Here is a 26843-nt window from a genome sequence, read left to right on the forward strand (position 1 = left end):
GGAATGATATCGGAAAAAATCAATATCTCACTGGATCATCCCATCATGAAGGGCCATATGGTCTTTGGTGAAGCGGTATTGCCCGGTCTTGCTTATATCGATTTGATTTATCAGGTTTTTCAGGAACACGGTTATGTATACAATGAGCTTGAATTGAAGCACGTTACGATTTATCAGCCTTTAACCGTCAGTGAAACGGCTGCAATCATTCTGACCATTCAATGTTCTGATAGCGGAGATGGAAAGTGGCTCATCTCCCTTTCAGGGCAGAAACAGCAAGGTGACGAGCTGTCAGACAATATACAATATGCGACGGCTGAAATGGTGAAAAGAGACGCTGTCACATTTGACGAAATCATTGATTTCAGCGATGTGAAGCAGTCAGCCAGGTCTCTGAATCTTGATGACATGTATAACCGCTGCCTGAATCATGACTTGGTTCATTCCGGCATGATGAAATCGAACGGACGATTGTACGAAACAGAAGGCGGCATGCTGGCTGAGCTTTCTTGCGAAGAAGGAAAAGATTTCTTTTTATTCCATCCGGCCCTTTTGGATGCGAGCGGAATCGGGGGGAGCGGTTTGCTTTCAGAAACAAACCGGCTTCACCTGCCTTTATATTATGAATCGTTCACGGCCGCTGACAGGCTTCAATCAGAGTGCACGGCGCGTATCGCCGCTTCCGGCGTCCGTCAGGAAAAAGAACTCACAACGATGACGATCGAGTACTTCAGCCGATCCGGACAAAAGGTGGCGGAGCTTAAAAACATTACGGGAAAAGCGGTTCGGCTCGAAGAAGACGCGAATACAGCCGAACAGAATCAACAGGCTGCAGCTGAGCCGGAAAGCGCAGATGAAAAAGACATCATTCTGTTTTTAAAGAAGCTTTTGGCTGATAAGCTTGGGCAGCCTTGGGAGACGCTGGACGTTCTTGCAGGCTACTACGAGCTTGGACTGGATTCATCTTCTTTGCTTGAGATTGTACAGGATATCAGTAAAAAGACGGGTGCGGACCTCGCGCCCACTCTTCTCTTTGAATATACAAATATAAAAGAACTCGCAGCCTATCTGAAAAAGACTGGTTCATTTGAATATGCGGAGGAACGTGCAGCCGAATCATCACGGTCTGAAGCTGAAGCACCGGACGCGCCAGAACATCATAAAAACACCGGAGACATCGCGATTATCGGAATGGCCGGCCGCTATCCGAAAGCGAAAAGTGTGGCGGAGTTTTGGGAAAACCTTAAGGCAGGCACGGATTGCATCACTGAAGTTCCGAAGTCCCGATGGGATTGGAAAACATATCAAAACGTAACGTCCCCGTCTGGAAAAACAGTATCAAAATGGGGCGGTTTCATTGACGATGCCGACTGTTTCGATCCGCAGTTTTTCAGAATCTCACCGCGTGAGGCGGAAACGATGGATCCGCAGGAGCGCCTGTTTTTAGAAACATGCTGGGAAACGATTGAAGATGCGGGGTATACGCCTGAAACGCTGGGGAATAAAGGGGAGAAACAGCATCCGATCGGCGTATTTGCAGGGGTGATGCATAAAGATTATTCCTTAATCGGCGCAGAACAATTATCTGAAGCTGATCCTTTTCCGGTTTCACTGAATTATGCGCAGATCGCCAACAGAGTGTCCTATTATTGTGACTTCCACGGGCCGAGCATCGCGGTGGATACCGTTTGTTCCTCATCATTGACCGCCGTTCATCTGGCCATTGAAAGCATCCGCCGCGGCGAATGTGAAGCCGCGCTTGCGGGAGGGGTGAACTTGTCGCTGCACCCGGCGAAATATCTCAGCTACGGAAGCGTAGGGATGCACTCAAGTGACGGCCGCTGCCGCACATTCGGCGAGGGCGGGGACGGCTACGTTTCCGGAGAAGGAGTCGGTGCGGTCTTGCTCAAGCCGCTGGAAAAAGCCGAACAAGACGGCGACCGCATTTACGCGGTCATTAAAGGAAGCGCCGTTAACCACGTCGGGAAAGTAAGCGGAATTACCGTCCCGAGTCCTGCTGCACAGGCAGAAGTCATTAAGGCCTGTCTGAAAAAAGCAGGTATCAGCCCGCGGACCGTCAGTTATGTGGAAGCCCATGGCACGGGTACTTCGTTAGGAGACCCGATTGAAATTGAAGGTCTGTCAAAAGCGTTCAGCCAAGGGACGCAGGATCAGCAATTTTGTTCCATCGGTTCGGTCAAATCAAATATCGGTCACGCAGAATCAGCGGCGGGGATCAGCGGGTTAACAAAAGCGGCGCTGCAGCTTCATCACAAAACGCTTGTCAAATCACTGCATTCTGCGGAATTAAATCCTTACCTGAAATTTGAGGGATCTCCTTTTTACGTACAGCAGCAGACTGCTCCGTGGAAGCAGCCGGCAGCCGAAGAAAACGGAAAAGTCACACATTATCCGCGCCGGGCCGGACTCAGTTCCTTCGGTGCATCAGGTTCGAACGCCCATATCATTTTAGAAGAATACATTCAGCCTGAACAAAAAGCGCCTGCACCTGAGAACAATGCAGCAAAACTCATCCCGCTGTCAGCAAGAAATAAAGACAGGCTTCTGGCCTATGCGGAAAAACTAGCCCGATCGCTTTCAGAAAAGACGGTGCTGTCTGAACTGGCTTATACACTTCAGACAGGACGTGAAGCAATGGAAGAGAGAGCTGTCTTCCTTGTAAATGACATCCGCGACTTGAAAGAAAAGCTGAATGATTTCGTAAAAGGAAACGAAAACATCCCCGGTCTTTGGCGCGGACAAGCCGAGCTGCCGGAACTGAGCGAAACCGCTCCTGAGACGGACGATCCGATACGGCTTGCCGAGTTATGGGCAGAAGGGAAAATAATAGATTGGAATAAGCTGTACGCTTTGGGTAAACCGCGTAAAACAAGCGTTCCGACGTATCCGTTTGCAAAAGAACGCTATTGGATTCCGCAGCAGAAAAAACAGGAGAAAAGCCCGTCAGGCACAGTGCTGCATCCGCTTTTACAAGAAAACACGTCAGATTTTTCGCAGCAGCGCTTCACGTCTCTTTTTACTGGAGATGAATTTTTCCTATCTGACCATGTCGTCAACGGGCAAAAAATATTGCCGGGTGTCGCCTATTTGGAAATGGCCAGAGAGGCGGTCAAAAAGGCTGCTGCCGTGACGGAAAAAGGCCATAGCGTCACACTCAGGCAGGTTGTTTGGGTCCGGCCGGTCATGATTGAAGACAAACCGAAGGAAATACATATTGCCCTTTACCCAGAAGATAATGGTGAGATTACCTATGAAATATACAGTGAGGCAGAAAACGGCGAAGATCCGGTTATTCACAGCCAGGGTGAAGCGGTCATTACCGAACCGGGAAGCGCCCAGATTGATATCGAGTCTGTCAAAGCTTTCTGCAATTCAGGGACCGTGACTGCGGAAGAATGTTACGGTGCTTTTGAGAAGATCGGTCTGGATTACGGAGAGGCATACAGAGGCGTACAGCAATTGCTGATCGGAGAAGACCGATTATTGGCCCGTATTTCACTCCCGGCTGCCGTACATGACAATAAAGAACAGTATACGCTTCACCCGAGTATGATGGACGCCGCTTTTCACGCCTCCGTCGGTCTGCTTGTCCGCTCAATACATGACGATGCAGACAGCCACGAGCTTTCTCTGCCGTTTGCGATACAGGAAGTGGAAGTGTTCGGGCCGTGTCCTGAACATATCTGGTCATATATCCGGTACACAGAAGGCAGCAAAGCAGATGACAACGTAAGAAAATTTGACATTGATATGTGCGATGATGCCGGTACGGTTTATGTCCGGATGAAAGGCGCGTCCGTCCGGGCGCTTGACACAGGCCAAACAGCGGGCGGAGAAACCCCGGAAGCGCCTGTCGGCCATACGATGCTGATTCCGGCATGGGAGCCCGTTGCACTTGAAAAAACGAAGAAAGCAAAAACAGCGGAAAAGCAGACTGCGGTTTTCGGTGAAACTGACAGAACGCATACGCGCATAAAAGAACATCTGCCGAACGCTTCCTATTATCCGATCAGAGGTACGGATGATATCACATCTCTTACGCACATGCTTGAAGGACAAAAAGAACTGGAGCAAATCATTTGGCTTGCTCCGCAGGCTGAGAGTGCTTGCAGCCTCAAGGAACAGGAAAGAAACGTTCTTCATGTGTTCAAGCTGATGAAAGCATTACTTGCCTTGGGGTACGGAGAAAAACATTTGGACTGGTGCATCGTCACAGCAAATGCCCAGCCGTTTTCCGATCAAGACAGCGCCGACCCGTCACAGGCCGCAGTCAGCGGACTTGCCGGAACAATGGCGAAAGAATATCCGCATTGGAATATCCGCATGATTGACACGGAAACGGACGGCAGCTGGCCGGTCAAAGAGGCGCTCAGTCTTTCTGCCGGAAAAAACGGTCAAATTTGGGCGTACCGCAATCAGCAGCTGTTTGAGCGGCAGCTGATACCGCTTGACAATATGCCGAAAAACGGCACGCTGTACCAAACAGGCGGGGTTTATGCCGTGATCGGAGGCGCCGGATATCTTGGCGAGGCATGGAGTGAATACATGATCCGCCGCTACAAAGCACATATCATTTGGATCGGAAGAAGCACACTGAATGATTCCATACAGGCGAAACTCGACCGGCTCAGCGCATTCGGCCCGGCGCCTGAATATGTTTCCGCCGATGCCGCTGACAGTGCTTCCTTAGAACGGGCTTATCAGTTCATAAAAGAGCGTCACACAAAAATGAACGGAATCATCCACTCGGCAATGGATCTGTCTGAGCAAAGCTTAAATAATATGAAGACAGAAGAGTTCAAATCGGTGCTGCGGGCAAAAGCCGATGTCAGTGTGTCCATGGCGGAGGTATTTGGACGGGAGCCGCTTGACTTTGCGCTCTTCTTCTCCTCGCTTGTGGCATTTATCCATAACGTGAAACAAAGCCACTATGCCGCAGGATGCGCTTTCAGTGACGCATTTGCGAAAGAACTTGATCAGACGTGGAATTGTCCGGTCAAAGTCATGAATTGGGGCTATTGGGGCAACAGCGAAGCGGCTGAAGACGGCGATTTTATTCAGCTGATGGATCAGATCGGATTGGGATTGATCGAACCGGACGCTGCGATGGAGGCGCTTGAAACCCTTATGACGCTGCCGGTTGATCAAGCAGCTTTCATTCATACGACAAAACCGGTCGCAGTCGAAGGGATGAGTGAAACAGAAAAAATTTCCGTTTATCCGTCTCAGCCGCTTGTCTCTTCACAACAGCTGAAGGCCGCTCCGCCCGGCGCACGTCTTGTAAAAGAGGCTGAACATCAAAAGCTCGATGATTTTCTGTATCGGCTTTTGATCGCCCAGCTTAAAGAAGCAGACTTGCTGACGCCGCAAAGCCTTAAAGCGTATGAGCCCGAACACGAATATTTTAAAAAATGGCTCAATCAAACGATCGCTTTCCTTCTGGAACATGGTTATCTGGAAGGGAATGCGGATTCATATAAACTGTCGGCCCGTGCCGAAGACACAACCGCCTCGCTATGGCAAAAATGGGAGCAGGAAAAAGAGGAATGGCTCAATAACGCCGATACAAAAGCGATGACTGTTTTAGCCGAGACGATGCTTAAAGCACTGCCGGACATTCTGCGCGAAGACGTGCCGGCGACTGACATCATGTTCCCGCACTCTTCAATGGAACTTGTTGAAGGAATTTATAAGCACAATCAAGTCGCGGATTACTTTAACAGCGCCCTGTCAGATACATTAACGGCTTATGTGAAAGAAAACATCAGCAAACATTCAAAAGCCGAGATCCGCATACTGGAAATCGGAGCGGGCACAGGCGGCACAAGCGCAGGCATATTTGAAAAGCTTAGGCCGTATCAAAACCATATAAAAGAATACTGTTACACCGATGTATCGAAAGCTTTTCTCGTGCATGCGGAGACGGAATACGGCAAACGGAATCCTTATCTGACGTATAAGCTTTTTAACGCAGAAGCGCCGCTTGCCGGCCAGGACATAGAGCCGGGCGCATACGACATCGTCGTTGCCGCCAATGTGCTCCACGCGACGAAAGACATCCGCCAGACGCTGAGAAACGCTAAAGCCGTCTTAAAAGACAACGGTTTGCTGCTCTTAAATGAAATGGCGGGAAACAGCCTGTTCCCGCATATTACTTTCGGACTGCTTGAAGGCTGGTGGCTGCATGAAGATTCTGCCCTTCGTATTCCGGGGTGCCCGGGCTTGTATCCGGAAAGCTGGAAGCGCGTGTTAGAAAGTGAAGGCTGGCATTCTGTCTTCTTCCCGGCAGAAGCGGCACATGAATTAAGCCATCAGATTATAGCGGCAAAAAGCAACGGCGTTGTCCGCCAAAAAACGCTTAAAGCAGGGGCCGGAAAACGGACCGCTCCGCCAAAAGCAGCACAAGCGCCGGAATTTAAAGCGCCGCAAACAACGGTGCAAAAAGGCGACACGTCTTTAACAGAAAAAAGCACCGAGTACTTGAAAACGTTAATCGGAGAAACGTTAAAAATTCCGCCGGCTCAAATTGATCCGAAAGCGCCGCTTGAAAAATACGGAATTGATTCTATCGTCGTCGTACAGCTGACAAACGCGTTACGAAATGTATTGGACCAAGTCAGCAGCACTTTATTTTTTGAATATCAGACGATCGAAGCGCTCGTCGCTCACTTAATCAAAACGAAAAAAGACGCGATGATCAAACTGACGGGACAAACGCCTGTTCAGGAAGAACGGAAGGCATCACCAGAACCGCAGGCTGTACAGCCGGCCAAGCCGCTTCGCACTGACTGGCGGCGGAGGGAAAAGCGGGCAGCCAGAGAGACCGTCCGGCAAAGTTCGGTTCGCGACGTGGCCATCATCGGTGTTTCAGGACGCTACCCGCAGGCAAAAACAGCGGCTCAGCTTTGGGCCAATATTAAAAAAGGAAAAAACTGCATAGAAGAAATTCCGCGGGAACGCTGGAACTGGCAGGATTACTATGATGAAGAGAAAGGTAAAGAAGGCTCTATTTATACGAAATGGGGCGGCTTCATTGAGGATATGGACAAGTTTGATCCGCTGTTCTTTCAGATTTCTCCTTTGGAAGCGGAGCGAATGGACCCGCAGGAGCGATTATTTTTAGAAACGGCGTATGCGAGTATCGAGGATGCCGGCTATACGCCTGACAACCTGTGCCAAAGCAGAAAAATCGGTGTTTTTGCCGGTGCGATGAACAAAAACTACCCGACAGGCTACGGCTACTGGTCCATTGCCAACAGGGTATCTTACCTTTTTGATTTCCAAGGGCCGAGCATTGCCGTTGATACAGCCTGCTCCTCTTCTTTGACGGCCATTCATCTGGCGCTTGAGAGCATATACAGCGGTTCAAGCGAATGCGCGATTGCCGGGGGCGTAAACATAGTGACCGACCCGATCCATTATATGAATCTGTCAGTCATGAACATGCTTTCCGCAAGCGACACGTGCAAATCGTTCGGAGACCGCGCGGACGGTTTTGTAGACGGAGAAGGGGTGGGCGCGGTCGTATTAAAGCCGTTGGAGCAAGCGATTGCCGACAACGATCACATTTACGGTGTGATTAAAGGAAGCGCCATTAACAGCGGAGGCAAAACGAACGGATACACCGTTCCGAATCCGAATGCGCAGGCCGCCTTAATAAAAGAAGCTTTCGAAAGGGCAAACGTCCCGGCGCGCACCGTCAGTTATATTGAAGCCCACGGCACGGGGACCGCATTAGGGGATCCGATTGAAATCGCCGGATTAACGAAAGCATTTGATGAGGATACAACAGACAAACAGTTTTGCGCCATCGGCTCAGCAAAATCAAATATCGGCCATTGCGAAAGCGCAGCGGGCATTGCGGGTCTGACAAAAATATTATTCCAGCTCAAAGACCGCCAAATTGCGCCGTCCCTGCACGCGGAACAGCTGAACCCAAATATTGATTTCGCGTATACGCCGTTTGCCGTTCAGCAGGAGCTCGGTGAGTGGAAACGTCCCGTCATCGGCGGCAAAGAGCTTCCGAGAAGGGCGGGGTTAAGCAGCTTCGGCGCGGGAGGAGCAAACGCCCACCTCATTATAGAAGAATATACGCCAGACAAAGTGCCTGATGAGACGCCGGCAGATCAGCCCGCCATCATCGTCCTGTCCGCGAAAAACAGCGAACGGCTCACTGAAAAAGCAAAACAGCTCAGAGACGCTATCCGTGAAAAAAGATACAGCGGCAGCGACCTTATGAGCATAGCCTTTACTCTCCAGACTGGCCGGGTGCCGATGGAAGAGCGTCTCGGCTTTATCGTCCATTCACTTCATGAACTTGAGGAAAAACTGAACGGATTTATCGCCGGACAAAACAGCGCCGGACTGCACCGTGACGGCACGGAAGAAAACAAACGGATGCTTGCCGTATTTGCGGCCGATGATGACATGGAAACCATCATAGACGCTTGGCTCAGCAAAAGAAAATATTCTAAGCTGCTTGAGCTTTGGGTAAAAGGATTGGACATCAATTGGGCGAAATTATACGGAGAACGTCCTCCGGCCCGCATCAGCCTGCCTGCTTATCCGTTTGCGAAAGAACGCTTCTGGCATCAGCAGCCTGTACAAAGCAAGGCCGCGCCCGTTAAGGCGCCGGCTGATGAAAGTGATCCGGCAGAACAGTTTGAAGTAATGGCTTTTAGAGAAGTTCTTAAAGAACAGGCTCTGCCGGCTGCCGGAGAAAAGCAAGTCAAAACGGTGATTTCTTTCTTAACTGATCAGAAGAAGCAGCAGGAAGCCGTCTCTGTGATCAAATCGTATGACAGTGACATTGACGTTATTTTTATCGCTCAGGGAGACCGGTATGAGACCTTGTCCGCCGGCTGCTGCCAAGTGGTGCGGGAAGATCCGCAATCATATGTGAACGCTTTTGCGGATATTCAAAAAGAGTACGGTGAAGCTTCTGCCATTTTGTATTTATGGGCGCTTGAAGATAAAACCTGCATCGAAGATTATTCATGTATTGTCCATATTCTCAAAGCAATGGCTGAGACCGGTCTGCAGCCGGAAAGGCTGTTATTGGCGGGGGAATATGCATCCGGTCTGGAAAGGTGCTACTTGGAATCATGGATCGGCTTTGAGCGTTCGCTCGGCATTGTTCTTCCGAAAACAAGTGTTACCGGCCACTTCAGAAAAGCCGGCGCGGCCATAACGGACTGGATGAGAACCATTTGGGACGAGCTGAAAGCTGAAACAGACCATACCGTTTTCTTGGAAGAGAGAAAACGATATGTCTATCACACCGAACCAACCGGACTAACGAAAGAAAACGGCAGGATCAGAACCGGCGGAACATATCTCATTACAGGCGGATTAGGAGGGCTCGGCTACTTATTTGCCCGCCATCTCGCCCGGAACTACCAGGCAAATGTCATTCTCACGGGGCGGTCGCCGATCAATGAAGAAAAGAAAGAAAAAATGAAAGACCTGGAAAATCTCGGCGCGGGTGTTCTTTACGCCGAAGCCGATGTTTGTGATCCGATCGGAATGGGCGACTGCATCAAGCGCGCGAAAGAACGATTCGGAGCTATTCACGGCGTCATTCATGCGGCGGGCATCGAAAGCAGAACATCCGTCTTTGAAAATGAAATCGGGAATTTCCGCAGTACGCTTGAACCGAAAATAAACGGGAGCCTGCTTCTTGACGAGTGGCTGAAAAACGAAACGCCTGATTTCATCTGCTACTTTTCATCCACATCGGCTGTTTTAGGAGATTTCGGCTGCTGTGATTACGCGGTCGCGAACAGGTTCCAAATGGCGTATGCCCGCTATAAAAACGAACAATCCGAAAGCGGAAACGCTTTTGTCATAAACTGGCCGGTCTGGAAAAACGGCGGAATGGCCGTCGGCGGTGAAGAGACGACGGGCATGTACCTGCAATCAAGCGGCCAGCGCCTGTTAGAAACTAATGAAGGCATTGAGCTGTTTGAGCGCATCATTTCTCAAGACAACACCCAGTGCCTTGTCATTGCCGGCAAAAGAAGCCGCGCCGAACGATTTTTAGGCATACGGCGGGACGATTCATCAAAACCGGATGCGCTTTTGGAAACCGTGAGCCGCCGCATCCCGGAAGAAAGCACGGAAAAACGGCTCGAAGCGGATTTGAAAGAGCTGATACACAGTCTGCTGAAAATATCTAAAGATAAACTCGTCCTGCATAAAAACTGGGCGGAATTCGGATTTGATTCCATCTATTTAGCCAAATTTGCCGCTCTTTTGTCGAGTCATTACGGCATTGAAGTCACTCCGGCGTTATTTTACAGCTATGCCACGCTCGGAGACGTCATCAGCTATTACCTGACAGAACACAAAGAAACGATCGAAACGTTTTACCGAACGGAAGAAACTGAAACAAAAGCCGCCGCTCCGGATAACAAGGAGTACACGGATCAGGAGATCATCGCCATGATGAAACAGGTCTCTGAGGGGACATTAGATTTTAAAAGAGTGCAAGACATCATAGAAGGGAGTAAGACCTATGAATCATAAAGAACTTCTCGATGCCTACAGATCAGGAACGCTCACCATCGCTGAAGTAGAACAAAAGCTTCAGGCTTTCAAGCGGACAACTGCAAAACGTCCGCTTTCTGAAGGCCAGAAAGGTTTGTGGATGCTTCAGAAAATGTTTCCGGAGATGAGCGCATATAACATTCCGTTATGCTTTCGTTTTCAAAAGCTGGATATCGAGACATTCAAAAACGCCCTTTTGTCCGTGCAGCGCCAGCACCCTATTTTGACCAGTGTGATAAAAGAGGAAAACGGCCTTCCGTATCAGATAGAAGATACGGATCGGCATTTTCCGATTGAAGAAATGGATCTTTCTGAATTAAGCGGGCGTGACGCTCTTTCGTTTATTAAAGAAAAAGCAAAAGAACCGTTCGCGCTTGAAACCGGGCCGCTCCTGCGTGTTCATGTATTCCGGCGGGCGAAGCGGGAGCCGATTGTGTTAATCACCATTCACCATATCATTTTTGACGGCGTCTCTCTTATGACGTTTATGTCGGCGCTGCTGGACGCTTATGTAAAAGCAAGTGAAGGCAAAGAACCTGTCATGGTTCAGCAGGCCGCAGATTATCATGACTTTGTGAAATGGGAAAAAGAGCTGCTGGAAAGCGAAGCGGGAAAAACGCATCTCTCTTATTGGAAAAAGCAGCTGGAAGGACCGCTGCCGGTGCTTGAGCTTCCGTCGGATTATCCGAGATCATCGGTTCAAACTTGCAAAGGGCAGGCGTATCAGCGCTTGCTTCCTGATGAACTGAACCGGCAGATTAAAGTGTGCGCCCAAAAACATAATGTCAATGAATCCGTTGTGTATCTCGCTATTTTCAAAGGACTGCTCTATCAATATACGAATCAGGAAGATGTCATCGTCGGCATGCCGACGATGGGGCGCTCTGAGGCTCAATTTGAGTCTGTCATCGGATACTTTATTAATATGATCGCGGTCAGAAGCAGGGCGACGGGCGCCAAATCCTTTACGGCGTTTTTGAAGGAGCTGCAGCTGACACTGGCAGAAGGGCTGGACCATGCCGCGTATCCGTTTCCCGCGCTTGTCAAAGAATTGAAGACGGAACGCTCGCCTGCGGTTTCGCCTGTTTTTCAAACCGCGTTTTTCTATCAAAACTTCTTCCGGACAGAAGGAGCGGAAAAGCTGGCGGAACTATATCAATCACTCGGCATTGAAATGATAGAAGACATTCATCAGGAAGGCGAATTTGAGCTTGCGCTTGAAGTCTATAAAAAAGAAACGGGAACCGTCCTGCAATTTCTGTACAACCCGGATGTCTACAGCCCTTCTTTCATCGAACGGATGGCGGAGCATTATATGAAACTGGCAAAAAAGGTGCTTTCTGATCCGGAGATCACTTTTGAAGCCTGTTCCGGCCTGCTCAATCAAAAACGTGAAGCAAGCCGTTCATCCCATCAGCCGAATGAGCGCTGCATTCATGAAGTGTTTGCGGAAAAAGCCGGACGCCACCCTGACAGAGAAGCCGTCACATTCGGTGAAAGCAGTCTTACATATCGTGAATTAGATGAACGAAGCACGGCGCTCGCCGTGTACCTGCAAGAAAAGGGCGTCACACCGGAATGCCCGGTCGGCATTTGTACGGAGCGTTCTTTTGAGATGGTCATCGGCATCCTCGCCATTTTAAAAGCGGGAGGCGCGTATGTGCCGCTGGACCCGGCTTTTCCAAACGAACGGATGGCGCACGTGTTGACTGACAGCGGCGTTTCAATCGTATTAACGCAAGCAAATACGCGCGGCATGATTGAACAGTTGGCCGTCGGCGGTGTGAGCACGGTGGAAATTGAAAACAGCGGACGTTCTGTCAGCGGGGCAAAACTGACGCCGCGTTCAAAACCGCATCATCTCGCTTATATTCTATATACGTCCGGAAGCACGGGAAAACCGAAAGGCGTCATGGTTGAGCACAGGGCCATCATGAATACGCTGCAGTTTTTGGAAGCTGAGTATCCGGTCGCACAAGAGGATGCCTATTTGTTAAAAACGAATTACGTATTTGACGTTTCGATTTCTGAATTATTCGGCTGGTTTATCGGAAACGGACGGCTTGTCATTTTGCCGCCTGGTGCAGAAAAAAACCCGCAGCTTTGCATGGAATACATCCAAACCCACCAGGTCACGCATCTGAATTTTGCTCCTGCCGTGTTTAATGTATTTCTGGAAACGGTAAAGCGGCATACGGCATTTACAGAAGACGGCCCTGTGAAATATGTGATGGTGGCCGGTGAGGCATTTCCGAAAGATTTAGTCAAAAAGGCCGTTTCCATCTTCAAACATGCCAGAATTGAAAATATATACGGCCCGACGGAAACATCTATTTATGCCGCTTACTACAGCTGCAGCCAAAAGGAAATCACAAGCAGGAATACGCCGATCGGGAAACCGATTCAAAATACACGGCTTTATATCGTCGATGAAAAGCTCAGCCCCGTCCCTGACGGTGTGGCCGGCGAGCTTTGCGTGGCCGGCGCCGGTCTGGCCAGAGGCTATTACAATCAGCCTGAGCTGACGGCGGCATCATTTATTGATAATCCGTTTAGTGAAGGAGAAAAGCTTTACAAGACAGGTGATTTGGCCAGATGGCTGCCTGACGGAAATATAGAATATGCCGGCCGGATTGACAGTCAGGTGAAAATTCGCGGCTTCCGCATCGAATTGGGAGCGATTGAAACGAAATTGAACGAACATCCGGACATTCTTGATCAGGCGGTTGTTGTTCAGGAAAAGAACGGACATAAAAAGCTGATTGCTTATTATACGGCCCGCTCCGGTCATACGGCAGATGAAAAAGCGCTCCGCAACCATCTTTTATCGAGTCTGCCGGATTATATGGCGCCTGCCCATTTTATCCGTCTGGATGCGCTGCCGTTAACACCGAGCGGAAAAGTGAACCGCAAAGACCTAAAACAGCGCAAGGTAATTGTTCACCGGTCTGAAAAGACGGGCAGACTGCCGTTATCAGAAGCGGAAGCGAAAGTGACCGCAATATGGGAAGACCTGCTGAATACGGCGGGCATCAAAACCGAAGACGGCTTTTTCGATGTGGGAGGCGACTCGCTTTTGGCTGTTGCGGCGGCAGAACGCATTAAACAGGAGCTGGAATGCGATTTTACCGTCACGGATTTATTCGAACACTCTACCATTCAGGCGATCAGCCGATTTATTGTTGAAACTAAACAGGCGGCTGAATCAGAGGCATCCGGTCAAGATGAGAGAGAAAGAGAACAAACACCGCAAAACGGGGTGCCGTCTTACTTTGACGACAGTGTGGCGATAGTGGGGATTTCCTGCCAGTTCCCCGGCGCGAAAAATCATCATGAGTTTTGGAAGCAGTTAAGAGAAGGAAAGGAAAGCGTCCGGTTCTACTCGGAAGAAGAACTTCGGGAAGCCGGCGTACCTGAAGATTTGATCGAAAATCCCGACTATGTGCCGGCATTATCGACGATAGAAGGAAAAGATCTCTTTGACCCTGAGTTCTTTCACATTTCTCCGAAAGACGCAGAATTTATGGATCCTCAGCTTCGGCTTCTGCTGCTACATTCTTGGAAAGCCGTCGAGGACGCGGGATATGTATCCAAAGAGATTCCGAAGACAAGCGTATATATGTCGGCAAGCAATAATTCGTATCGGTCGCTTTTACCGGAAAAAACGACAGAAGGCCATGAATCTCCCGACGGCTATGTGTCATGGGTGTTAGCGCAGAGCGGCACGATTCCGACGATGGTTTCCCATAAGCTCGGATTAAAAGGGCCAAGCTATTTCGTTCATTCCAATTGCTCATCATCATTAGTCGGTCTTTATTCAGCCTATAAAAGCATCACGAGCGGAGAATCGGAATACGCGCTCGTCGGCGGAGCAACGCTGCATGCAGCGACAAGCATCGGCTATGTGCACCAAAACGGATTGAATTTTTCAAGCGACGGGCATGTCAAGGCATTTGACGCTTCAGCCGACGGTATGGCGGGCGGAGAAGGAGCTGCCGTCATTCTTCTGAAAAAGGCGTCGCAAGCCGTTCAGGACGGAGATCACATATACGCCATGCTCAGAGGCATCGGTCTGAACAATGACGGAGCGGATAAAGTCGGTTTTTACGCACCGAGTGTAAAAGGTCAGACTGACGTCATCCAGCATGTTTTAGACAGCACGAATATTCACCCGGAGACGATTTCCTATATCGAAGCGCACGGCACAGGAACGACATTGGGTGATCCGATTGAAATGTCCGCGCTGCAGCAAGTGTATAAACGTTACACGGACCGGGAGCAGTATTGCGGAATCGGCTCCGTAAAAACGAATATCGGACATTTGGATACAGCAGCAGGTCTGGCCGGGTGCATCAAAGTCGCCATGAGTTTATATCATCGGGAGCTGGCGCCTACCATTAATTACACGTCACCGAACCCGAATATCAAATTCAGCGGTTCGCCGTTTTATGTGGCGGATAAGAGAAAACTGCTTCCGGAGAGAGAGACGCCGCACCGGGCAGCGTTAAGTTCATTCGGACTCGGAGGAACAAACGCACACGCCATTTTTGAACAGTATGAAAACAAAACGATCAGCGGATCAAATGACGGACAGCCGCCTTATATCGTTCCGCTGTCAGCGAGAAATAAGCAGCGTCTTACTGCCTATGCAACTTGTTTATCCGGCTTTCTGGATGAAGCCGAAAACGATGTTTCCTTGCATGATCTGGCATTTACGTATCAGACCGGACGTGAAGCGATGGAAGAGAGAGCCGTTTTTATCAGTCATGATCGTCACGATCTGAAGCGTCAGCTGCAGGATTTCATCAACGGCAATGACCAAAACATCTTACGGGGCGAAAAAGTGAGAAGCAGAGAAGTGTCGGCTCAGGAGATGGAAGAGCTTGCGGCATGTCAGACACGTGATGAAAAGCTGAAAGCACTTGCGGCGCTCTGGATTGAAGGAGCGCGTGTTGATTGGGGCTTATTGTATCAGGATTCCGCGCCGCGAAGAATCAGTGCGCCGACCTACCCGTTCGCAGAGGAGCGCTTCTGGCCGGAAGAAACTGTGAAGCAAACAGATGCGAAGTTTTTGCATCCGCTGGTACATCAGAATACATCCGTCTTGCAGGAGCAGCGGTTCAGTTCGGAATTTACGGGAAAAGAGTATTTTATTGCCGAGCATATCATTAAAGGAATGGCGATCGTGCCGGCTGCCGTCACCCTTGAGATGGCACGGGCCGCAGCGGAGAAAAGCATCGGCGGGGCAACAGAGGATTCTCTCGGCCTGCGCTTAAAGAATATCGTATGGGTCCGCCCGGTGATAGTCGATCAGGACGCTGTCCGTGTCCATATCGGACTTTATGAAGAAGAGGACGGACAGATTCAATACAGAATGTACGGCGGTAACGATTCTATCGGTGAAGAAGCTCCTCTTTATAATCAGGGCATCGCTGAAATCATCCGGAAGGAACCGGAGGAAGCGGCGGATATTGAGCAGCTGAAGCGCCGGTGCACGCAGGGAACAATCGAATCTCAAGCGTTTTACAAAGGAATGATCGGAGCTGATTACGGGCCTGGCTACAAAGGTGTCCAGCTTGTATACAAAGGCGAAGACCGGCTGCTTGCTAAATTGAAGCTTCCTGAATCCGTCTCCCATACGAAAGCTGATTATATCCTTCATCCGAGTATGATGGACGGTGCGCTTCAGGCCGCCGAATATTTGCAAAACGTGACGAGAGCGCTGCTGGCAGAAAGCGGGGAACCATTCAAAGCCGCATTGCCGTTTGCTTTAGAGGAGCTGGACGTTCTGAATCCGTGCGCTGATGATATGTGGGTGCACGTCACATTCAGTGCGAACAATAAAGCCGGCGATCCTATCCAAAAAGCCGATATTGATTTATATGACAGTAACGGCGGGCTTTGTGTGCGGATGAGAGGTTTCTCAACGCGGATCATGGAAGAAAACGCGGGTGCCGGCGTTTCGGTCAGCCGTACGGACACATTGTTCGCTGAACCGGTCTGGAAAGAGCAGCCGGCACCGGCCGATCACGCGCCTTCGTATGAAGAGCATATCATTTTCCTTTGTGAGTACGATGAAGCCGTAAAACAAGCTGTCGAAGCAAAGCTTGAACATGCACGCGTCATTATCCTGGACGATCGTCCCGCATCTATTGCAGAGCGGTATCATTCTTATGCGGGTCAGCTGTTTGGCCATATCAAAACCATAATGAAAAGCAAGCCGAAGGGCCGCGTTCTTTTTCAGGCTGTTACGCGGTCAGCAGGCTTACAGCAGGTGTTCTCAGGCATTACCGGCCTCTTCAAAACCGCATGTCTTGAACATTCCAAGCTGATCTGTCAAATGATCGAAGCCGAGGAGAAAGAAAGTGCTGAAGGCATCGCGGAAAAAGCGGCGGAAAACCGTATGCATGCCGAAAGCGTCCATGTGAAATATGAAAACGGCAAGCGCTTTGCCGCTGATTGGGAAGAGATGGATATTTCTCAAACGGAGCCGGACATTCCGTGGAAAGACGAAGGCGTTTATCTCATTACAGGAGGTGCCGGAGGTTTAGGTCTGATTTTTGCAAAAGAGATCGCAAACCGTACAAAAGACGCCGTCATCATACTAACCGGCCGGTCCGCTCTCGGAGAAAAGCAGAAAGACATGCTGGAAACAGTACGTGCTGCCGGCGCTTCTGTTTTCTACGAGCAGACCGATGTCACGGACGAAGCAGATGTATACCGATTGATCCGCAATATCCGTAAACGGCACGGCAAGCTGGACGGGATTGTTCACAGTGCCGGCATTATAAAAGACAACTACATGGTGAAGAAGACGGCAGAGGAATTCCAACACGTTCTCGCTCCGAAAGTGAAGGGCCTTGTGTATCTTGATGAAGCGTCACAACATGAGAAATTAGATGTCTTTATTGTCTTCTCATCCTTATCAGGTGTGCTTGGAAGCGTCGGCCAGGCTGATTATGCGTCTGCAAATGTCTTTACGGAGATGTATGCCGAGTACCGCCGTTCTTTACAAGCCGCAGGACAAAGATACGGAAAGACGCTTTCTGTCAGCTGGCCGTTATGGAAAGAAGGCGGAATGCAGGCAGGAAAGCAGACGGAAGATATGCTGATGCAGCAGGCGGGAATCGCACCGCTCAGCACAGATGCCGGCATCAAGGCTTTATATCAAGGCTTGATGAGTGAGGCAGCCCGGATGACGGTTTTTGAAGGAGATGTGAAACACATGAAAGCAAAACGGTTCCGCAAAGAGAATGATCATCCGGAAGCAGAGACCGGCGTACGTCATGACATTGATGCTGACAGCCTGCTTGAAAAAGTGAAGCATCTGTTAAAACAGCAGACGGCCTCGCTGTTAAAAGTAAACATTGACAAAATTGATCCTCATGAAGAAATGACAAAATACGGGCTGGATTCTATCTCGATGACTGAGTTTACGAACCAGTTAAACAAAACGTACCGGCTTACGTTAACGCCGACGATTTTCTTTGATCATCCGACAATCCATGAATTTGCCGTTCATTTAATCAGTGAATACGAAGAGGAATTTGCCGGACGGTTTGCGGTAAATACAAAAACGGTTCAATCGGCAAGACCGGTAAAAGAGACTCAAATTACGCGCCCGGCCGTTAAGCGACGCCGCACTCTGCCTGAAACACTTCCGCAGACAGTGCAGCGGGACCAAGGGCCGGAACCGATCGCAATCGTAGGCATCAGCGGGATTTTCCCGATGGCAGAAGACATTGAAGCTTTCTGGCAGAACCTGAAAGAAGGCAAAGACTGCATGACCGAGATTCCGAAAGACCGCTGGGACTGGCGGGACTATTACGGGGATCCCGCAAAAGAAGCCAATAAAACAAACGTCAACCAAGGCGGGTTTATTGACGGAATTGCTGAATTTGATCCGTTGTTTTTCGGGATTTCACCGCGGGAAGCGGAGCAAATGGACCCTCAGCAGCGCCTCTTGCTGACGTATGCGTGGAAAGCGATTGAAGATGCCGGATATGCGTCAAAGAGTCTCTCAGGCACAAAGACAGGTGTGTTTATCGGGACCGGAAACACCGGCTACGGTTCTCTTTTAGCCAATGCCGATGCGGCGATTGAAGGGTCATCCGCGGCGAATACAAGTCCGTCTGTCGGACCGAACCGTGTCAGCTATACGCTCAATCTGCACGGGCCGAGCGAGCCGATTGATACCGCCTGCTCAAGCTCGCTCGTTGCCATACACCATGCCGTTTCTTCAATTGAAGAAGGGACGTGCGACATGGCTTTGGCGGGAGGAATCAATACGATTGTTCTTCCGGATGTGTATATCAGCTTTGACAAAGCGGGCGCGCTGAGTAAAGAAGGAAGATGCAAAACGTTCTCCGATCAGGCTGACGGTTTTGCCCATGGTGAAGGAGCCGGACTCTTTTTCCTTAAAAAGCTGAAAGCCGCTGAGACGGATGGGGACCATATTTACGGCGTCATTAAAGGAAGCGCGGTGAATCACGGCGGCCGTGCGGCATCTTTAACAACGCCTAACCCGAAACAACAGGCGGAAGTTATTAAAGCCGCATATAAAAAAGCGGGCATTGATCCGAAAACAGTCTCTTATATCGAAGCGCACGGCACCGGAACAGAATTGGGAGATCCCGTTGAAATTAACGGCCTGAAACAAGCGTTCAGCTCGTTTGCAGACGGAAAAGAGAAAGCAGCCGGCTATTGCGGCTTAGGGTCGGTCAAAACGAATATCGGCCATTTATCCCTTGCCGCGGGAGCAGCGGGCATTATTAAAATTTTGCTGCAGATGAAGCATCGCACATTAGTCAAAAGTCTCCACTGTGAGACGGTAAATCCGTACATTCAGCTTGAAGACAGCCCGTTTTATCTGGTGCGGGAGACGATGGAATGGAAGACGCAGACGGACGAACGCGGAAACGAACAGCCGCGCCGCGCGGGCATCAGCTCATTCGGCATCGGAGGTGTAAATGCCCACGTCGTCATCGAAGAATACATTCCAGAAGACAGAGAGGAAGCAGATGATTCTCATATCGACCCATGTCTTTTCGTTCTGTCCGCCAAAAATGAAAAACGCCTGAAAGAGCAGGCAAAACAGCTGAAACGTGCGCTTACTGAAAAACGGTACGATCATTCCAGCCTCGTTTCTATGGCATATACTCTCCAAATCGGAAGGGACGCCATGGAAGAACGCCTGGCGGTTATTGCCGGATCCGCAGAAGAACTGCAGGAAAAACTGTCACAGTTTATCACTGGAGATAAGCATGCGGATTTGTACAGAGGAAGAATAGACAAAGGCACGCTGCAAATGCTGACGGAAGATGAAGAAATTCAAGAAGCCGTTGAAAAATGGATGGCACGAGGCAAATACGCGAAGCTGCTTGAATTATGGGTCAAAGGGCTGAACGTCGATTGGGCGAAGCTGTATGGAGACCGGCCGCCTAAACGCATGAGCCTGCCGTCGTATCCTTTTGCAAAAGACCGCTATTGGGCGGCGAAACACACCGGAAAACACAAAAAAACAAGCACTGTATCTTCCGGAAAACAAGACGCGCTTCATCCGCTTCTGCACAGAAATACTTCAAACCTTGCAGAACAGCGGTTCAGCTCAATCTATACAGGAGAAGAATTTTACCTTGCGGATCATGTTGTAAAAGGCGTGCCGATTTTACCGGGTGTGGCACATCTTGAAATGGCGCGCGCAGCAATGGAACAGGCATCTGAAGTTCCGGCCGGACAAGGAAGCGTCAAGCTTAAGAATACGGTTTGGGTGCGGCCGATTACCATTGAAGACGAGCCGGTTCATGTCAACATCCGTCTCATTCCCGAAACGGCAAATAACGTTCAATTCGACATTTACTGCGGCCGGGAAACAGATCAGCCGTCCGTTTACAGCCAAGGGGCAGTATCAGTCCGCCCTGACGCAAAGGCTCCGGTCATTGATCTCCAAAAACTGAGATCACAATCCGCCGAGACACCGTTTTCTGCAGATGAAATGTACGATATGTACCGCAAAATCGGTTTTGATTACGGCCCGGCTTTCCGGGGAGTCAAAGCGATTTATACAGGTGATGATTTCGTATTGGGCAGACTGTCTCTTGACGCGGCTTGTGCGGACACGGTACAGGAGTATGTCATGCATCCGGGCTTAATGGACTCTGCATTGCAGGCATCAAGCATATTAACCGGAACAAATGATGAACAACTGATGCTTCCGTTTGCGGTTCAGGAGCTCGAAGTATTCAGCGCATGCGCTGCCGAGATGTGGGTATATGCCAGACTTTCTGAAGACCACAAAGCCGGCCAGATTGAAAAACGCGATCTTGATATTTGTGATGAAAACGGCAAGGTGTGCGTAAGGCTGAAAGGTTTGTCATTCAGAACGGCTGAAAAAGAACCTGAGAAAAAAGAAAAAGCTCCGGAAACGCTCATGCTTGAGCCGGTATGGACCCGAAGCGATGAAACTGCTGCTCAAACGGAACCGGTTTTTGCCCGGCATATCGTAATGCTTTGTGACACAGACGCCGGACTAAAACAAGCGGTTGAAGCCGCGGGAGCTGAATGTATTGAAATGACCTCCCCGCACGGGAAAGCGGCGGCGCGCTTCCGTGATTATACAGGACGGATATTGGAGACGCTGCAAAAACTGCTGAAGGAAGAGACGGAAGGAGACGTCCTTATCCAGACGGTTCTTTCTAAAACAGATAAGCATCAGCTGCTCTCAGGGATTTCAGCTCTGTTAAAAACAGCCGGCCTGGAACATAAAAAACTGAAAACCCAGCTGATTGAAATAGAACCGGCGGAAAACGGCAGAATCACAGACATCATCAGAGAAAATAAAACAAGGGCTGATGACAGCCATATCAAATATGAAAACGGCATCCGATACACCGCAGATGTCAAAGAAACGGCCGTGTCCGGCGGCAAAATACGCATTCCGTGGAACGACGGAGGGATTTATCTCATTACCGGAGGAGCCGGGGGCCTCGGCTTTATTTTCGCGAAAGAAATTGCCCGGAAAGTCAAAAAGCCGACACTGGTTTTGACAGGCCGTTCCGCATTAAGCGAGAATCAGCGGATGCAGCTGCAATCGCTTGAATCACTCGGAGCAAAAGCGGAATACAAACAGGCTGACGTAACAAACGCTCTAACTGCGGCAGACCTGGTCAAAACAATTGAAACGGAATATGGCGGCCTTCACGGCATCATTCATAGCGCGGGTGTGATGAAAGATCAATATATCGTAAAGAAAACAACCGAAGAGTTTTACAGTGTATTGGCTCCTAAAACGGACGGATTTGTCAACCTTGATGAAGCAACCGAGCATTTAGCGCTGGACTTTTTCATCGTTTTCTCATCCATTTCCGGTGTCACCGGGAATGCGGGACAGGCGGATTATGCGGCGGCAAACGCATTTATGGACAGCTATGCGGCATACCGCAACGCGCTGGTTACGGCAATGTACCGCCACGGTCACACATTGTCAATCAATTGGCCGCTTTGGAAAGACGGCGGAATGCAAGTCAATGAAGAAATGGCGAAGCTCACCGAAAAAAGAACCGGTGTAACGCCGATGCGCACTGAAACCGGAATAGAAGCTCTTTACAAAGCATGGAGCACGGGGAAAACAAGCGTGCTCGTTATGCAAGGAAACCGCGCCGTAATGCGGGAAAAACTGCTTCAAAAGACTCCCGCAGCCGCTTTTGCACCGGTTAAGAAAACGGAAGAAACACCTGCGCCGAAAGACCTGACGGCCAAACTTCAGGAATTGCTGGCAAAAGAAGTTTCCGGGCTTCTGAAAATAAACATTGAAGAAATCGATATCGAATTGGAGTTCAATCAATACGGATTTGATTCCATTACGCTGACGGAATTCGCCAACAAGCTGAATGACACTTATCAGCTTGATCTGACACCGACCGTATTTTTTGAATATGCGACGATTCAAGCCTTGGCGCATCATTTAGCAGAAGACTATCAAACGCAATTTGCCGGCAGCACACAGCCGAAAGAAGAAAAGAAAAGCGGTGTAACAGATGATGGCGGCATCAGACTGGCAGGGAACAAACGATTTGCAAAAACAGCCGTACAGCCTGTTCAGACTGCGGCTGAACATAAACCGGAACCGATCGCCATTGTCGGCATGAGCGGAGTGTTTCCGAAGGCCGCAAATATTGATGAGTATTGGCGCAATTTAGAAGAGGGAAAAGATTGTATAACAGAGGTGCCGGCGGATCGCTGGGACTGGCGGGAGTATTACGGTGACCCGCTTAATGAAGCCAACAAAACAAATGTAAAGTGGGGCGGATTTATTGACGGAGTTGCGGAATTTGATCCGCTGTTCTTCGGAATTTCACCGCTGGAAGCCGAACAGATGGATCCCCAGCAGCGCTTGTTAATGATGTATGCGTGGAAGGCGATAGAAGATGCGGGATATTCCGCTAAAAGCCTTTCCGGCACGAAAACCGGCCTGTATATCGGCACGGGGAATACCGGGTACGGCTCACTGTTTTCCGACCTGGATATCGGCGGTGCGTCAGCCGCAAATATGAGTCCGTCAGCAGGGCCGAACCGCGTCAGCTATATGCTCAATCTGCACGGGCCGAGTGAACCGATCGACACGGCTTGTTCCAGCTCGCTGGTCGCGATTCATCACGCCGTATGCGCCATTGAAAACGGGAACTGCGAGATGGCGATCGCCGGCGGCGTGAATACCGTCGTCACACCGCAAGGCCACATCGCTTATGACAAAGCGGGTGCGCTGAGCAAAGAAGGGAAATGCAAAACGTTCTCCGACAGGGCGGACGGATTTGCCGTCAGTGAAGGTGCCGGAATTCTGTTTTTGAAAAAGCTGTCAGAAGCGGAAAAAGCGGGCGATCATATTTACGGCGTCATTAAAGGCAGCGCGGTCAACCACGGCGGACGCGCGAACTCCTTGACGACACCGAATCCGAAAGCCCAGGCGGAAGTCGTCAGAACGGCTTATGACAAAGCAGGCATTGATCCGAGAACCGTCACTTATATAGAAGCGCACGGAACCGGAACGGAGCTTGGCGATCCGGTTGAAATCAACGGCCTGAAATCCGCCTTTCAAAAGCTGTACGAAAAAACAGGTGATCCCGCCGTTTACGCGAGTCACTGCGGTTTGGGATCGGCCAAAACCAATATCGGCCACCTGTCACTGGCAGCCGGTGTCGCGGGTGTGATCAAAGTGCTGATGCAGATGAAGCATAAAACACTTGCAAAAAGCCTCCACAGCGAGGTCATCAACCCGTATATCAAACTGAAAGACAGTCCGTTTTACATCGTACAGGAAAAAAGAGAATGGACGGCATTGAAAGACGAAAACGGCAATCATCTGCCGCGCCGTGCGGGAATCAGTTCTTTCGGCATCGGCGGCGTAAACGCCCATGTCGTCATTGAAGAATATATTCCGAAGGAAGAAAGAAAAACAGCTGTTTTCACACAACCTCAAATCTTTGTGCTGTCGGCCAAAGAAGAAGAACGTCTGCAGGAACAGGCGCAGCAGCTGGCGCAAGCTTCTTTTACGGATGCGGATCTTGCCGATGTTGCTTACACGCTTCAGCAGGGGCGTGATGCGATGGAAGAAAGAGCGGCCATTATCGCTTCCTCGGCCGCAGAACTGCGGGACAAGCTAAAGAGCTGTGCGAAAGGACGTTATGACATATCGGGCATTTATAAAGGAAAAGCGGGTAAAACCCCGCTGAAATCCATTATGGCAGGCGCAAACGGCGAAGCGGATATTGAAGAGCTGATAAGCCGCCGGGAGAATGACAAGCTTGCGGAATTATGGGTGCAGGGCGCGGATATCAAATGGGACGGCTTATATTCTGATATCAAGCCCCAACGGATGAGTCTTCCTGCTTACCCGTTTGCGAAAGAGCGGTACTGGATCACGGACAACCGGCCGAAAGCAGAAAAACCGCAAGCTGTGCCGACGGCGCGGGTGCTGCACCCGCTGCTTCACGAGAATGTATCGGATTTAACAGAGCAGCGGTACCGATCCGAATTTACGGGACAAGAGACGATTTTCACCGACCATCTTATTAAAGGCAAGCCGGTCATGCCGGGCGTCGCCTACTTGGAAATGGCCAGGGCGGCGGTTGCTCAGGCAGTCAAAGGGCAAAAGGAAGTTCCGTCTGTCATCCGTCTGAAAAACATCGTTTGGGTTCGGCCGATCGAAGCGGGAAACCGCCCGATTGAAGCGCAAATCAGCCTGAACCCGAGGGAAAACGGTGAAATCGTGTATGACATTTACACGGATTCACAAACAGAAGCAAGCGGCAGGCAGATACACTGTCAGGGGGCTGCCGGCATTCTCGGCGCCGGGGAGGCTCCGCACCGTGATATAGGCGCACTGAAAGCTCAATGCGGCCTCAGTATGCTGACTTCTGAACAGTGTTACGGCTTATTCAGCAAAATCGGCATTGACTACGGTCCCGGACAACAAGGAATTCAGCACATTCATATCGGAAGCAATCAAGCATTAGCTGAGCTCCGTCTGCCTTCCTTCCTCGAAGAAACGGCAGATCAATACGTTCTTCACCCGTGTATGCTTGATTCAGCTTTGCAAGCGACAATCGGACTGAAGCTGCATGCAGATGATAACCAGCTGTCACTGCCGTTCGCCCTTGAGGAACTGGACATTTTCAGCCCGTGCACGACAAGCATGTGGGCGTATGTCAGCTCCCGGGGAACGGATGAAAAAATACAGCGGCTGGACATTGACTTATGCGATGAGACAGGCCGCGTCTGTGTCAGGATTAAAGGGATTTCTTCCAGAATGATGGAAGGACCGGCGCCGGAAACATCATTAAATGGAGCAAACCTTCTGGCTCCGGTATGGGATCTTGCGGAATTCTGTGACCAAAGCCCGGCATATAAGACGGAAGAGGTTGTCTTTATCGCAGGAGATGAGGAAAGCGAGGCTTTTCAATTGCATCATCCTTCTGCGAAACGGCTTCATATCAACCCGGAGGATGAAATAGAGGCTGTTGCGGCTGAACTGAAAGCAAGAGGGTCTTTCGGGCATATCGTATGGATCGCTCCTTTTCACAGCGATGGTGACATGGTGAAAGCTCAAGATGCGGGCGTCATCCAGATGTACAGAGTGATTAAGGCGATGCTTGCTTTAGGATACGGAAGCAAGCGAATCAGCTTGACTGCAGTCACAATAAAAACACAGTCCGTACAGCCGGCGGACATCATTGATCCGGCTCATGCAGGCATTCACGGTTTGATCGGTTCGCTCGCAAAAGAGTATCCGAACTGGCAAACACGGCTGATTGATGCCGGATGTCCGGAAGATGTTTCAAAGGCGGAGCTGTTCTCAGCGCCGTTTGATGAGCAAGGCAATACATGGGCGTACCGCAACAATCACTGGTACAAACAGCGCCTCATCCCTGTACAGCAGCCGGTGTCAAGCCGGCCCGCTTACCAAAAAGGCGGCGTTTATGTCGTCATCGGCGGCGCGGGGGGCATCGGCGAGGCATGGAGCGAATATGCCGTGAAAACGTATCAGGCGCGAGTCGTTTGGATCGGCAGACGAAAACATAACAGCGCCATCCAGGAAAAAATCGACAGACTCAGCCAATTCGGGCCGGCGCCGATTTATATTGAAGCTGACGCGGCAAACCCGGATGAGCTCACACGGGCGTATGAAACGATCAAACGCACGCACCCGCAAATTAACGGAATCATCCATTCCGCAATTGTTTTAGAGGATCAGAGCCTGGCGAATATGCCGGAAAGCCGTTTGAGAAGCGTGCTCGCTGCAAAAGTCAATGTCAGCGTGAATATGGCCCGCGTGTTCCAAAATGAGCCGCTGGACTTTGCTTTGTTCTTCTCATCTGTTCAATCATTTGCGCGAGCGGCTGGACAAAGCAATTATGCTGCCGGGTGCAGTTTCAAAGATGCCTTTGCCGCTCATTTGGCTCAAGTTCGGCCGTATTCGGCGGCAGTGATGAATTGGAGCTACTGGGGCAGTGTCGGAATCGTATCATCTGCCGAATATCAAGAACGGATGAAACAGGCTGGAGTCGGATCAATTGAAGCGCCGGAAGCAATGGCGGCGCTTGAACGATTGCTCGGCGGCCCATTGAATCAGTTCGTCATGATGAAACAGGCGGAAGAGCCGGAGGAAAAACCGGAAGAAATGATAGAAGTATACCCTGAACATCACGGCTCGGCGATGCAAAAACTGCGAAGCTATCAGCCTAAAGTAACAAGACATGTACAACAATTGAGTTAAGGAG

General features: G+C 50.2%; 2 protein-coding genes. Both read left to right on the top strand.

The window, feature by feature from the left end:
• The first annotated feature begins 3 nt into the window (after nt 1-3).
• Complete coding sequence (locus HAP68_RS08350) at nt 4-10548, top strand: type I polyketide synthase (protein ID WP_024085322.1); 10545 nt, start codon at nt 4-6, stop codon at nt 10546-10548.
• A complete protein-coding gene (locus tag HAP68_RS08355; RefSeq protein ID WP_024085323.1) occupies nt 10538-26839 on the top strand; it encodes a non-ribosomal peptide synthetase in 16302 nt (5433 codons plus the stop codon). Before HAP68_RS08350 ends, HAP68_RS08355 begins: the two co-directional genes overlap by 11 nt.
• Nucleotides 26840-26843: the final 4 nt, after the last annotated feature.

Source organism: Bacillus sp. Bvel1, from assembly GCF_014872755.1.
Taxonomy (GTDB): domain Bacteria; phylum Bacillota; class Bacilli; order Bacillales; family Bacillaceae; genus Bacillus; species Bacillus velezensis.

Bases quoted from the DNA above. Each gene is read 5' to 3' on its own strand.
- HAP68_RS08350 (WP_024085322.1), top strand. From the start codon at position 4: ATGATATCGGAAAAAATCAATATCTCACTGGATCATCCCATCATGAAG.
- HAP68_RS08355 (WP_024085323.1), top strand. From the start codon at position 10,538: ATGAATCATAAAGAACTTCTCGATGCCTACAGATCAGGAACGCTCACC.